Genomic DNA, 14,023 nt, shown 5'->3' with positions numbered 1-14,023 from the left:
GATGTGGAAGCCCCCGGAGCGGATCCGCCACGCGCCGCCCCGCGACGCGCCCCCGACCGCGGCCGAGGCGGCGCGCGCGCGCCTCTTCTCGCCGCTCCGCCTCGCCTCCGGCCTCGAGCTCGCCGAGCGCTCGTGGGTGCCGGCGATGGTCCCGTGGCGCGCGACGGAGGACGGGCTCGTCACGCAGGACGTGCTCGACTGGTACGGCCGCTTCGCCGACGGCCAGCCCGGCGCCCTCGTGGTCGAGGCGACCGGCATCCGCGACGTGCCGAGCGGGCCGCTGCTCCGCGCCGGCCACGACCGGTTCATCCCGGGGCTCAGCGACCTCGTCCGGGCGGTCCGCGCCCGGAGCGGCGGCCGGACGCGCGTCTTCCTCCAGCTCATCGACTTCCTGCGCATCCGCAGGCGCCCGCCGAGGGACCGGTTCCTCCGGGAGTTCCTGGCGCTCACGGGCGCGCACCGGCGCGCGCTCTCCGAGGCGCTCGGGGAGCCGGGGCTCGTCGGCGCGCCCGAGGTCGAGGTGCGCGAGCGGCTCGTCGCGCTCGACGACGAGCGGCTGTCGGCCGTGCTCGCGCCGCGCGAGCTCGAGGCGCTGCGCTTCGGCGAGCGCGAGCGCGTCACCGACGTCGAGCTCCCCCACGTCCGGGACCTGCCGCGCGCGCTGCCCGGCCTGTTCGCCGCCGCCGCAGCGCGGGCTCGGGAGGCGGGCTTCGACGGCGTCGAGCTCCACTACGCGCACGCCTACACCATGGCGTCGTTCCTCTCCGCGCTGAACACCCGCGCGGACGGCTACGGCGGCGACCGCGAGCGCCGCGCGCGCCTGCCGCTCGATGTCTACGCGGCCGTGCGCGCCGCGGTGTCGCCCCGCTTCACGGTCGGCTGCCGCTTCCTCTGCGACGACGTGATCGCGGGGGGCAGCCGGGTCGACGACGCGGCGTTCTTCGCGCTCGCCTTCGCGCGCGCCGGCATGGATTTCCTCTCGCTCTCGACGGGCGGCAAGTTCGAGGACGCGAAGCAGCCCAAGGTCGGCGAGGCGGCGTACCCCTACACAGGCCCGAGCGGGTACGAGTGCATGCCGACCGCGCTCTCGGACGCGGCGGGGCCGTTCGGGCGGCAGGTCCCGAAGCAGGCGCAGATCCGGCGCGCGGTGCGCGAAGCCGGCCTCGAGACGCCGGTCGTGGTGGCGGGCGGGATCTGCACGTTCGCGCAGGCCGAGGCGATCCTCGCGCGCGGCGACGCCGACCTGATCGGCGCCGCGCGGCAGACGCTGGCCGATCCCGACTGGTTCCTGAAGCTGCGCCTCGGCCGCGGCGGCGAGGTCCGCCGGTGCATCTACTCGAACTACTGCGAGGCGCTCGATCAGCGCCACCGGCCCGTGACGTGCCAGCTCTGGGACCGCCAGGGCCTCGACGAGCCGGGCGTCGCGACGACCGATGGAGGGAGGCGGCGGCTCACGGCGCCGCCGTGGAGGCGAGAGGAAGCGTGACCATGAACCCACCCACATTCCCCGAGGACTTCAACCTCGCCGACTACTACCTGTTCGACCGGCTGCGCGAGGGCCTCGGCGACAAGGTCGCCCTGCTCTTCGGCGATCAGCGGCACACCTACGCCGACGTCGCGGACAAGGTCCGCACGCTGCGCGCGCACCTCGCGCTCGAGGACGTCGCGGCCGAGCAGCGGGTGCTCATCGTCCTGCACGACTCGCCCGCGTTCGTGTGGGCGTTCTTCGCGGCGCTGAGCCACGGCGCCGTCGTGGCGATGGGCAACCCCGAGGCGCCCGCGGCCGACCTCGCGTACCTCGTCGAGTACACGCGCGCCGCGGCGGTCGTCACCATCCCGCGCGTGGCCGAGTCGATCACCGACGCGCTCGCCGCCGCGGATCTCCGGACCCTCGTGCTCGTCCCGGAGGTCCCGACCGGCGGCGACCTCGAGGCCGAGCTCCCCGTCCCGCCGGCCCTCGACCCGGTGCGGGGCATCTCGCTCCGCGACGCGCTCGCGCAGGGCCGCATCGCGCTCGCGCCGAAGAGCGCGCTGCAGGGCCCCCGCCCCACCCGGCGCGACGACGTCGCCATCTGGCTGTTCACGTCCGGCTCGACCGGCAGGAGCAAGGCGGCGATCCATACGCACCGCGACTTCGCCTTCAACACCGAGCGTTACGCCAAGGCGACCGTGGGCTACCGCAGCGACGACGTCACCGTCTCGGTGCCGCGCCTCTTCTTCGGCTACGCCACCGGCACCAACCTGATGTTCCCCTTCGCCGTCGGCGCCACGGCCGGCCTCTTCGTCGAGCGGCCGACGCCGGAGACGCTCGCGCAGTACATCGAGCGCTACCGCCCCACGGTGGTCACGAACGTCCCGACCATGATGGGCAAGCTGCTCGACCACGACGACGCCCTCGCGGCGCGGGGCGAGCCGCGCCTGGACCTCTCCAGCGTCCGCTTCCACCTCTCCGCCGGCGAGGCGCTCCCGTCGCCGCTCCTCGAGCGCTTCCGCGCGCGGTTCCACGCCGACGTCTACGACGGCATCGGCTCCGCCGAGATGTTCCACATCTACTGCACGAACCGCCCCGGCGACGTGCGCCCCGGGTCGCTCGGCCGCGCCGTGGAGGGGTACACGCTCAAGATCCTCCCCTCCGACGCGGCCGGCGCGGGCGCGCCCGAGCTCGCTCCCGGCGAGACCGGCGTGCTGTGGGTGAAGGGCGACTCGGTCGCGATCGGCTACTTCCAGGATCGCGAGAAGAGCTGGGGCACCTTCCACGGCCACTGGTGCCGCACCGGGGACCTCTTCCGCATGGACGCCGAGGGCTACCTCTGGTTCAGCGGGCGCGCCGACGAGCTGCTCAAGGTGGGCGGCGTCTGGGTCGCGCCGGTCGAGGTCGAGGAGTGCCTGGCCGGGCACCCGGCGGTCGGCCTCGCCGCGGTGATCGGCGCCGAGGAGACGGGCCTCGTGAAGCCAAAGGCGTTCGTCGTCGTGCGCGACGACGCGCGCGGCCGCGTCGCCACCGAGGAGGGGCGGGCCGCGCTCGCCGCGGAGCTGAAGGCGTTCGTGAAGGACCGGCTGAGCAAGCACAAGTACCCGCGGTGGATCGTCTTCGTCGACGACGTCCCCAGGAACGACCGCGGGAAGGTCGACCGCAAGGTCCTCCGGCAGCGCGAGGCCGCCGGCGACAACCCGGCGGGGCTGTAGAGGACGCGGACGTGCCGGCCGCGCCCCGCCTCGCCGAGCTCACGACGGCAGAGCTCGCCGCGCTCCTGTCTGCCGGCGCGCCGTGCGTCGCGCTCGTGCCGGTCGGGTCGGTGGAGCCGCACGGCCCGCACCTGCCGCTCGGCACGGACACGCTCATCGGCGAGGCCGCGGCCGAGCTGGCAGGCCGGCGGCTGTGGGAGCGGGGCGTCGCCGCGCTCCTCGCGCCGTCCGTCGGCTATGGCGTGACCGACTTCGCCGCGGGCTTCGCGGGCGCGATCTCGATCCCGGCGCCCGCGCTCACCGCCTTCCTGCGCGCCGTCGCCGAGGCGTACCTGTCGGCGGGCCTGTCGCACGTCTGCTTCATCAACAACCACCTCGAGCCGGAGCACGACCGCGCGGTGCGCGCCGCCATCGGCGACCTGCCCCCGGGCCGCGCCTCCGTGGCCTGCCCGCTCGCGCGCCGCTGGGCGCGGACCCTCTCCGCCGAGTTCCGGAGCGGCGCCTGCCACGCGGGACGTTACGAGACCTCCCTCGTCCTCGCCGCGGCCTCCGCGCTCGTCCGGAAGGACATCGCCCTCGGCCTGCCAGACCTCGGCGTGAGCCTGTCGGAGGGCATCCGGGCGGGGGCGAAGAGCTTCCGCGCACTCGGCATGACCGATGCCTACACCGGCGCTCCGCGCGAGGCCTCCGAGGACGAGGGCCGCGCGCTGCTCGATCTCCTCGCGACGATGATCGTCACGGAGGTCGAAGAGGGCCTCTCCCGAACCGTCGTTCCGGACTCCCCTTCTGGACAGGGCACCGGCAGGTAATCCAGCCGACCGAGCAGGCCAGAAAAGCTGCGCAGACGATGACACCTGCGCAGGCAGAGCGGGCCGAGCCAGGCTGAGAAGCTGAGTGGGCGTGGTGGTCGGGCAAGCAGTCAGGTAGGCGGAATCAAGCGATTCTGCTCCGTCACCCCCGCTCACGCGCAGCCAGTCGGCAAATATCCGCCAGCGCGCCGCGCCGCGAGAGCGCGACATCGCAAACAGCGCAGGACGAGCGCGCAGGGGCTAGACAACCGCCGGCGAAGCGCGCAATACTGATCAGTTTGCGCTGACTCACAACTCAGCACCACGAGACTTTTCACAACAATTTTCGGTTCGCGATTGACGTATTCCGTTTGAAGACGTAAAACGGTATCGTTTTCCTCGCGTGCCGATCGAAGCCAAGACGATCCGACCGCTGACCTGTTGAGAGGTGAGGCGGCGCGCAGGTGGATGATGGGTTTGGCAGGAGCGCGCTTTGGCGCTCCTGCACAGGGGCATCACATGTGGCCTCGCGGGCGGTGCTCGCCTGGCGACGCGGATCGGAGAGTATCATGAGGAATCGCACTGTCGTTGGCGGGTCTCGGCATCTTCTCCTGGCCTCCCTCGTCGCCGCTTCCGGCGCGGCGCTCGCCGGGTGCGTCGGCGCGTACGAGGCGGGGGACGAGCAGATCGGTGATGCGCAGCAGGCGGTGACGACCTGTGTTCATATCCAGCGCGGCGTGGGGACGAGCGTCGTCAAAGACGTCTTGATCTACGAATACACCGACACTTCGCACAACGGCACCGACGCGTATGCGGGCGTGAAGGATGTCAGCGGGACCCTGTACAAGCAGCGTTCCTTGCTGCAGTTCGACCTCTCCTCGATCCCCGCCAACGCCACCATCGTGTCGGCGGACGTCACCGTGTTCATCGGCTCCGGCGGTCCCGGGGCGGTCAACGTACACCGGGTACAACCGCCCGCCGGGGCCAGCCCCACGTGGACGTGGAAGGAGGCCGATGCCTCGGGTCAGTGGAGTGCTCTCTCGACGGCGTTCAGCCCTACGGTCGAGGCCTTCTTCACGCCTGGCGCCACCAGCGTTTATAACGTCTCTCGCACGTTCAGCGTCACGGGGCTCGTGCAGAACTGGGTGAACGGTGTCTATCCGAACCTCGGGATGATGTTCGTGCAGTCCTCGGGCCGCACCCACATCAGGACGAGCGAGATGCCGGAAGAGGCGAAGGAGAAGCGACCGGACCTCTACGTCTGCTACGACAGCGCGACGGGCTCCGGCTCGGCCACCTCGACGAGCGGCAGCACGTCGGCGTCGAGCACCAGCTCCACGTCGGCGTCGAGCACCTCCAGCTCCACGTCGGCGTCGAGCACCTCCAGCGCCACCACGACAGCCTCGAGCTCAAGCGCCACCACGACAGCCTCGAGTTCGAGCGCCACCACGACAGCCTCGAGTTCGAGCGCCACCACGACGAGCACCTCGACGTCGGGCTCCGGCGGCGCGGGCGGCGCGGGCGGCGCGGGCGGCTCAGGCGGCGCGGGCGGCGCGGGCGGAGGCGGTGGCGGCGGCGTGCCTGGCCTGCCGATCAGCTGCAGCACCAACACGCCGGGCGCAGGCGCCAACTGCGGCGTGAACGGGAGCGATGACTGCTGCTCGACCCTTCCGGTGCCCGGCGGCACGTTCAACCGGCTCAACCTCCCGAGCCTGCCGGCGACGGTCAGCGACTTCTCTCTCGACAAGTACATGGTCACGGTGGGGCGCTTCCGGCAGTACATCGAGCGGACCGGCGGCCCGACGCAGGCCAACCCGCCGCCCGCCGGCGCGGGCGCCCACCCGAAGATCCCGAACAGCGGCTGGGACCCGTCGTGGAACTCGAAGCTCACGGCCGACTCGAGCGCGCTCAAGACAGCGCTCATCTGCGAGCAGTGGGACTGGCCGTCGTGGAGCAACACCCCGGGATCCGAGGAGAAGAAGCCGATCGTCTGCGCGACGTGGTACGAGCTGTTCGCGTTCTGCGCGTGGGATGGCGGCCGGCTGCCGACCCAGGCGGAGATCAACTACGTGTCTGCCGGCGGCAACCAGCAGCGCATCTACCCCTGGGGCGGCGCGAGCGTCGAGGACATCGAGCTCGACGACGCCTCGTGGTGCTGCCAGGGCGACGGCACCGTCGCGGGCGCCTGCAAGACGGGGTATCCCTCGCTCTACCCGTGCAGCCCGTCGGACCTGACCGAAGTCGGCAAATTCCCGAACGGCGCCGGGCGCTGGGGCCACATGGACCTGGCCGGCAACGCGTACAAGGCCACCCGCGACGGCTCGGACATCTATCAGCTGCTGGTGCCCTGCAACGACTGCTCGCGGCTCGACAACAGCTCCAACGCGCGCTTCATGCACGGCGGCAGCTTCCTGGCCGCCGGGTACAAGCAGACGACGGACTTCCAAGCCTCCTACAAGGGCGACGATCGCCGCTACTACGTCACCGCGATGTGCGCGCGCGATCTGTGAGCTGAAGCGGGGAAAGCGCGCTGGACCGAGCTCTTCAGCTCGCGTCCGGCGCCGCCGGCCCCGGCCATCGCCGGGCCGAATCGTGGTCAAGCCGAGGTCCCGTGCTTCCTGAGCACCGCGCCGAGGACGCCGCCCGTTGCGAGGCGCTGCTCCAGGCGCACGATCGGGGGTCGACTGTGCAGCGTTCCTGCGCAGCGACGGGGTGGTACTGGATCTCCGGCGACGCGAAGCCAGGCGCGCAGACAATCATGTAGGCCAAAGCAGGCATCTCTGCTCGGGCGCCATCCATCCATCCCTCCCTCCAGGATTTGATTGAGTGACAAAATGCACCACCGCTCCGCGCGCTCCGCGTGAACGGCGGACGCGGACGCGGAAACGTGGAGCGACATCGCCAGACATCCCGCCACGGCGCTCGATTTGCACTGACACCGCAAACAGAACCAACAGGTCCCTGACAGCAAACATCAATCCTCGATTGACGCGCTCCGTTCGAAGCCGTAGAACGATATCGTTTGGCTCGCGCGCTGCTGCGCGGCTCTGACGACAGAACGATCCGACGGCTGACCTGATGAGGATGATGCTTCACGCTGTGCAGGCAGGTGTGGCTCTTTGCAGGCGCGCATCCTGGCGCTCCTGCGCGACGGCATCACGGGCGCCCTCGCGGGCTGAGCTCGCCGGCGAGGCGGATCGGAGAGCGTCATGAGCAGTCGGACGTTCGTGAGAGGGTCTCGGCATCTGCTCCTCGCCTCGCTCGCCGCCTCCGGCGCGGCGCTCGCCGGGTGCGTCGACGCGCAGGACGCGGGTGGCGAGCTCATCACCGAGGCGGAGCAGGCGGCGACGGTCTGCGTGACGCTACAGCGCACCGGGGATACGGGCGTGGTCAGGGATGCGCTCATCCATACCAGCCACGCCGACGCCACGCTCAGCGGAGGCGACATGTACGCCGGCGAGAGCAACGGGGCGCGCATGCACGCGCTGATCGCGTTCGATCTCTCGTCGATCCCCGGAGACGCCATCGTCGTCTCCGCGGACCTCTCCCTTCACATGGGCGCCGCGGTCCCCGAGGTGATGCGCGCACACCGGGTCACGACGGCGTGGGATGAGAGCAGGGTGACGTGGAACTCGCACTCAGCGGCCTGGGATCCCGAGGTCGTGGGGACCCTCAAGGCGAGCGAGGGGTACATCTACGGTGAGCACACGCTCAGCCTCACGGCGCTCGTGCAGAGCTGGGTGAGCGGCGCCGTGCCGAACAACGGGGTGCTTTTCGAGCAGACCGCGAATCGCACGCACATCCGGACGAGCGAGAACTCGCAGGAGAAGCGTCCGTCTCTCCGCGTTTGCTATGACAGCGCCGCGGGGGCCGGCTCGACGAGCACGACGAGCAACTCCAGCACCAGCTCCACCACCGCCTCCAGCACCAGCTCCACCACCGCCTCCAGCACCAGCTCCACCACCGTCTCCAGCACCAGCTCCACCACCGTCTCCAGCACCAGCTCCACGACCACGACGACGAGCGCTGGCGGAGAGGGGGGCGCCGGGGGCGAGGGCGGCGGAAGTGGAGGCGGGGTGTCTGGCCTGCCGATAAGCTGCAACAGCAACGCGCCGGGCGCCGGCGCCAGCTGCGGCGTCGATGGGAACGACGACTGCTGCGCGACGCTCCGGGTGCCCGGCGGCACGTTCAACCGGCTCAACAACCCGGGGCTTCCGGCGACGATCAGCGATTTCCACCTCGACAAGTACACGATCACGGTCGGGCGCTTCCGTCAGTACATCGAGCAGACCGGCGGCCCGACGCAGGCGAACCCGCCGGCGGCCGGTTCGGGCGCTCACCCGAAGATCCCCAACAGCGGCTGGGACCCGTCGTGGAACTCGCAGCTCGCCGCCGACACGGGCGCGCTCCGGACTGCGCTCATCTGCGATCCGTACGGCTGGCCGACCTGGAGCGACACCCCGGGAGCCAAGGAGAAGAAGCCCATCGTCTGCGCGACGTGGTTCGAGCTGTTCGGGTTCTGCGCGTGGGACGGCGGCCGGCTGCCCACCCAGGCGGAGATGAACTACGCCTCTGCCGGCGGCGACGAGCAGCGCATCTATCCGTGGGGCGGCTCCAGCGTCTCCGACATCACGCTCCAGGACGGGTCCTGGTGCTGCCAGGGCGACGGAACCCCGGCGGGCGACGGAACCCCGGGGAATAGCTGTATCACGAACTACCCCACGGACTCGCGGCAGTATCCCTGCGCGCACACGGACATCACGGACGTCGGCAGCTTCCCCCACGGCGCCGGGCGCTGGGGTCACCTGGATCTCGCCGGCAACGCGTACAAGTCCACCCGCGACGGCGCCGACATCTATCAGCTTCTGACGCCCTGCAACGACTGCTCGCGGCTCGACAACCGCTCCAGCACGCGCTTCATGCACGGCGGCAGCTTCCTGGCCGCCGCGTTCAAGCAGACGACGGACTATCAGGTTGCCTACGCGAACACCACGCGGCGCTACTACGTCACCGCCATGTGCGCGCGCGACCTCTGAGCTGCAGCAGGGCCCGCGGTCGCTTTCACCGGTCGCGCGCTGCCCGACGCCGCACGGCGGCGCGCTGGCGCGAGCTGGCGGCGGTCGCCGGCTGAAGGCGGAGGACACCGGCGCTGAGAGCAGGACGACGAACAGGAGGCCTCCTCGAACTTGGCCCTCGTCTGCGCCTCCTGTTACGCGCGTCCGTATGCGCGTGCGAGGCTTTCTCCTGCTGCCGACGATTGCGCTCTCCGCGCTCAACGTGAGCTGCCCGCGCCCTGCGTCCGAGCCGACCGCGACGTCCCCGGCCCCTGCTCCTGCCTCGGCCGTCACCGCGCCGGCAAGCGCGGCGGTGCCCCCCCTCGCGGCCCCTGCTCCCTCGCTGGCAGTCCCGGCGGCCGCCGCGGATCCTGCAGGGCCCGCGGCGCCCCCCGGCGCGGGTGCCGCGATGGATCCGACGGCGAGCGCCACGACGGATCCAGCCGCGGATCTCGCGGCGCCAGGCGTCGACCCGCTCGCTTTGCCGGTGCTGCCGCCGCAGCTCGTCGACGACGGCTCCGACGAGCTCCCCCGGCTCGATCCGCCCCCGACCGCCCCGCTGACGCCGAAAGAGGAGGTGCACGAGCTCGCGAGCATCGCCAGGGAGACCTGGGTGTTCGCCGAGCCGCGCTGGACCAGCCGGCGCATCGGCTACCTGCGCGCCGGCGCCGTGGTCGCGCGCCGGCCGGAGCCGTCCGGCAGGGAGTCGTGCGCCGGGGGCTGGTACCGCATCGAGCCGAGCGGCTACGTCTGCATCGGCGCCAGCGCCACGCTCAACATCCACGACCTCGCGGTGGAAGCCTCGTCGCGCCGCCCCATCCGCCGTTTCTTCGCCCAGCCCGCCTCGCCCGCGCCGTCGGCCCCCCGCGGCGAGGCCGCGGCCCCGCGCGCCGCGCTCGCCTCGCTGGATCTCCGCGGCGAGGCCGCGCCCGCAGCCCCGCACGCGCGCCTCGGAGCGGTCCCCGCTGCGACAGACGCGGCGCCCGCGGCCCTCCACGCCGCGACAGACGCAGCGCCCGCGCCCCTCCCCGCCGGGGCAGACGCAGCGCCCCCGGCCCTCCACGCCGCGGCAGACGCAGCGCCCCCGGCCCTCCACGCCGCGCCGGGCGCCGAGCTCGCCGCCTGGCTCAACGGCCTGCCCTACACGTACGTGATGTCGCGCTCCCCCACCCCGCCGCTCTACGCGCGCCTGCCGAGCGATGACGAGCAGCGCGCCGCCGAGCCCGACCTCGGCCCGCACCTGCTGCGCGCCGCCACCGCCGCGCGCGCGCCCGACTTCGTCGCGCCGCCGCCCCCCGACGCGACCCCCTCGGTCCTGCTCTATGGCCGGCCGGCGCCCGGGCTCGCCGGCGATCGCCGCGCGCCCGACGCGCTCGTCCTCGGCCGCGCCCGCACGCGCTCCGGCTTCGCGCTGCTCTCGACCTTCGATCACGACGGGCGCCGCTTCGGCCTGACCACCGACCTCACCGTCCTGCCGCTCGACCGCACCCGCGTCATCCGGCCGAGCGCGTTCTCGGGGCTCCGGCTCGCCGAGGACGTCGCGCTCCCCGTGGCCTTCGCGAAGCGCCGCCACGCCTCGCGCCTCGTCCCGGGCGAGCGCGGCGGCCTCACCCGCGCCCCGCTCCGCTTCCGCGAGGCGATCCCGCTGTCCGGCGCCTCCCGGCGCGTCGGCGGCGTCGATCACCTCGAGGCGCGCGACGGCTCGCTCGTCCGCGCCGACGACGTCGTGCGCGTCGATCCGCTCCCCAGGGCGCCCGCGTGGGCGGTGCGCGGGCGGAAGTGGATCGACGTCTCGATCAACCAGCAGAGCCTCGTCGCCTACGAGGGCTCGCGCCCTGTCTACGTGACCCTGGTCTCGACGGGCGCGGACGGCCTCGGCGACCCCGCGACCACGCGCTCGACCATCCAGGGGCTGTTCCGCATCCACACGAAGCACGTCACGGTCACGATGGACGGCGACGAGGAGGACGAGGATCCGTTCGACTTCCGCGACGTGCCGTTCGTCCAGTACTTCACCGAGGGGTTCGCGTTCCACGCCGCGTACTGGCACGACGACTTCGGCACCCCGCGCAGCCACGGCTGCGTGAACCTCGCGCCGCTCGACGCCGCCTGGCTGTTCGAGTGGACGACGCCCGAGGTGCCGGCCGCCTGGCACGGCGCGCTCTCGCTAAGGAAGGGCACGCTCGTCTCGATCCGACCGTGAGCTGGCCGCCCGTGAGCCGGCCGCGCCCGCCGGCGCTGCCCCTTCCGCGCCGCGCGAAGGCACGCTAGAGGCTCTGCCCATGGCCGCTGCGCAGGAGCCCGTCTCGCTCGATCAGCTCATGGCGATCGACCCGCTGCTCTCCGACGAGGAGCGCATGGTCCGCGACTCCGTCCGTCGCTTCGTGCGCGAGCGCTACCTGCCGCGCGCCGCGGACCTGTTCGCCCGCGAGGAGTTCGCGACCGACCTGATCCCCGAGATCGCCGCGCTCGGCCTGCTCGGGGGCTCGCTGACCGGCTACGGCTGCGCCGGCATGAACTCGGTCGCTTACGGCCTCGCGCTGCAGGAGCTCGAGTACGGCGACAGCGGCCTGCGCAGCTTCGTCAGCGTGCAGGGCTCGCTGGCGATGTTCCCGATCTGGAAGTACGGCTCCGAGGCGCAGAAGCAGCGCTGGCTGCCGCGGATGGCCGCGGCCGAGCTGATCGGCTGCTTCGGGCTGACGGAGCCCGACAGCGGCTCGGATCCGAGCTCGATGAAGACGCGCGCCCGCAAGGACGGGAGCTCGTATGTGCTCACGGGCACGAAGATGTGGATCACGAGCGCGCCGATCGCGGACCTCTGCGTGGTGTGGGCCAAGGTGGATGACGGAGGGCCCGAGTCGATCCGCGGCTTCGTGGTGGAGCGGGGGATGAAGGGGCTGGAGACGCCGCTCATCCACGGCAAGATGAGCCTGCGCGCGAGCCCGACCGGCGAGATCGTCCTGAACGAGGTGCGCGTCCCCGAGGAGAACATGCTGCCCGGGGTGGTCGGCCTGAAGGGCCCGCTCGGCTGCCTGACCCAGGCGCGCTTCGGCATCGCGTGGGGCGCGCTCGGCGCCGCTCGCGCCTGCTACGAGACCGCGGTCTCCTATGCGCGCGAGCGGACGCAGTTCGGCCAGCCGATCGCGTCGCGGCAGCTCATCCAGGCCGAGCTCGTCGAGATGGCGACGGAGATCGCGAAGGGGCAGATCATGGCGCTGCACTTCGCGCGGCTGAAGGACGCCGGCGGCATCAGCCCGGTGCAGGTCTCGCTGTGCAAGCGGAACAACGTCGGCTGGGCGCTCAAGATCGCGAGGACCGCGCGCGGCGTGCTCGGCGCGAACGGGATCTTGCTCGATTACCCGGTCGTCCGGCACATGCTCAACCTCGAGAGCGTGTACACGTACGAGGGCACCGACGAGGTGCATTGCCTGATCCTCGGGAACGCGCTCACGGGGCACAACGCGTTCTGAGGCGGTATTCGAGGCAGCCCCGCGCGCCTATCCCGTCTTCCCCGCTGCCTTCCGCCGCAGCCCCACCAGGAACAGCTCCACGCTGTTCGCGCGCGTCCCCTCGGGCCGGATGCTCCGGACCTCCTCGCAGAGGTTCCGCAGCGCGTCGCGGGCCTTCACGAAGTCCTCGCTCATGAAGATCTTGCCGACGAACGCGCCGCCCGGCGCGAGCAGCGCCTCGGCCACGGCCACGGCGCGCATGAACAGCTCGTAGCTCCGCGCCTGGTCGGCGATCTTGCTGCCGCTCGTCGCGGGCGCCATGTCCGACAGCACCACGTCGTACGGGGCGAACTGCGCGAGCGCCTCGTTCGTCAGCGAGAGCGCGTCCCCCTGCACCACCGTCGCCTGCGGGCCGAACGCCGCCGTGATCGGCGAGAGATCGACAGCGAGCAGCTTGCCCGACGCGCCGATCCGCTGCGCGGCGTACATCGACCACGAGCCGGGCGCGGCGCCCAGATCGAGCACGCGCTGGCCAGGGCGGAGCAGCCGCACCCGGCGATCGATCTCCTCGAGCTTGAAGACGCTGCGCGCCGGATAGCCCTGCGCCTTCGCCGCCTTCGTGAAGGCGTCCGGGCGCTTGTAGGGGTTCCTGGGCTTCTGCGGCACGGTTTACCGGAGGGCGTGCCGGCAGGGCGCGCGCGCGCGTTCGTCTTCCTACGCGCGCGCTCCGCCGGACGGGCGGCTCAGCCGCCCTTCTTCTTGGTCGGCTGCTGCGCCGGCGTGGGGAGCCCCTTGCCGCCGCGCTTCTTCACGGCGCCGCGGATCGTGACGACCTGGTTCTTCGGGCCGGGGACCGGGCCCTCGATGAGGATCAGGTTGTCCTCGGGGAGGAGCTTCGCGATCTTGAGGTTGAGCGCGCTCACCGTCTCGTCGCCGTAGTGGCCGGGCATCTTCAGGCCGGGCAGCGTGCGACCGGGGGTCATGTTGGTACCGATCGAGCCGCCGTGGCGGAAGTACTCGTGGGTGCCGTGCGAGCTCACCGCGCCGGCGAAGCTCCACCGGCGGATGACGCCGCTGAAGCCGCGGCCGCGCGAGCGGCCCTGCGCGTCGACGCGCTGGCCGACCTCGAAGATCTCGTCGACCTTGAGCGTCTGCCCGAGCTCGTACTTCGCCGCGTGCTCGGGGCTGCAGCGCAGCTCGCGCACGATGCGCTTCGGCGTCTGCCCCGACTTCTTGAACGCGCCCGCGAGCGGCTTGGTCGTGTGCCGCTCGGCGCGCTCGCCGAGGCCGAGGATGAGGGCGCTGTAGCCGTCCTTCTCGAGGGTGCGCTTGCCGATGACGACGCAGCCCGCCTGCACGACCGTGCAACGCAGGACCTCGCCCGTCTCGCTGAAGATCTGCGTCATGCCGATCTTCTTGCCGATGATGCCGGGATGCTGATTCATGATGCGACTGCCTTCTCGCTCCGTCTGGGGGTGGCTCGGACTGGTACCGCGCGGCGCGCCGCGCGGGCGATCCCCTCGGCGCGCCTCGATGAGAGCCGGTT

General features: G+C 71.9%; 9 protein-coding genes. 7 read left to right on the top strand and 2 right to left on the bottom strand.

Translation table 11 applies throughout. From position 1 onward, the window contains the following. Position 1: 1 nt before the first annotated feature. The 7 genes from WME76_RS06055 (at position 2) to WME76_RS06025 (ending at position 12,498) form a co-directional block, all read left to right on the top strand. Entirely contained in the window at positions 2-1,486 is a 1,485-nt protein-coding gene (locus tag WME76_RS06055) for an NADH:flavin oxidoreductase (RefSeq protein WP_437959244.1), read from the top strand. 2 nt (positions 1,487-1,488) lie between these two features. After that, the gene (locus WME76_RS06050; protein ID WP_437959243.1) at positions 1,489-3,186 is read left to right on the top strand and encodes an AMP-binding protein; all 1,698 of its coding nucleotides are present in this window, start codon (positions 1,489-1,491) and stop codon (positions 3,184-3,186) included. A gap of 11 nt (positions 3,187-3,197) precedes the next feature. Continuing rightward, positions 3,198-3,995, top strand: a complete 798-nt coding sequence (locus WME76_RS06045; RefSeq protein ID WP_437959242.1) for a creatininase family protein — start codon at positions 3,198-3,200, stop codon at positions 3,993-3,995. Between the two features lie 548 nt (positions 3,996-4,543). Beyond that, positions 4,544-6,484 carry an SUMF1/EgtB/PvdO family nonheme iron enzyme gene (locus tag WME76_RS06040; RefSeq protein ID WP_437959241.1) on the top strand — a complete coding sequence of 647 codons (1,941 nt, stop codon included), beginning with the start codon at positions 4,544-4,546 and terminating at the stop codon, positions 6,482-6,484. A gap of 717 nt (positions 6,485-7,201) precedes the next feature. Beyond that, positions 7,202-9,010 carry an SUMF1/EgtB/PvdO family nonheme iron enzyme gene (locus WME76_RS06035; RefSeq protein ID WP_437959240.1) on the top strand — a complete coding sequence of 603 codons (1,809 nt, stop codon included), beginning with the start codon at positions 7,202-7,204 and terminating at the stop codon, positions 9,008-9,010. Between the two features lie 427 nt (positions 9,011-9,437). Continuing rightward, entirely contained in the window at positions 9,438-11,231 is a 1,794-nt protein-coding gene (locus WME76_RS06030) for a L,D-transpeptidase (RefSeq protein ID WP_437959239.1), read from the top strand. Between the two features lie 79 nt (positions 11,232-11,310). Then, the gene (locus WME76_RS06025; protein ID WP_437959238.1) at positions 11,311-12,498 is read left to right on the top strand and encodes an acyl-CoA dehydrogenase family protein; all 1,188 of its coding nucleotides are present in this window, start codon (positions 11,311-11,313) and stop codon (positions 12,496-12,498) included. Between the two features lie 27 nt (positions 12,499-12,525). Here WME76_RS06025 and WME76_RS06020 read toward each other — a convergent pair whose 3' ends face one another. Further along, entirely contained in the window at positions 12,526-13,143 is a 618-nt protein-coding gene (locus WME76_RS06020; RefSeq protein WP_437959237.1) for an SAM-dependent methyltransferase, read from the bottom strand. A 77-nt stretch (positions 13,144-13,220) separates the two neighbouring features. Beyond that, positions 13,221-13,922, bottom strand: a complete 702-nt coding sequence (gene rplC, locus WME76_RS06015) for a 50S ribosomal protein L3 (protein WP_437959236.1) — start codon at positions 13,920-13,922, stop codon at positions 13,221-13,223. Positions 13,923-14,023: the final 101 nt, after the last annotated feature.

It is taken from the genome of Sorangium sp. So ce119, assembly GCF_051524405.1.
In the GTDB taxonomy this organism is placed as follows: domain Bacteria; phylum Myxococcota_A; class Polyangia; order Polyangiales; family Polyangiaceae; genus Sorangium; species Sorangium cellulosum_G.
The sequence above is the reverse complement of the archived record's forward strand: the minus strand, read 5'-3'. Positions and strand labels throughout refer to the sequence as shown.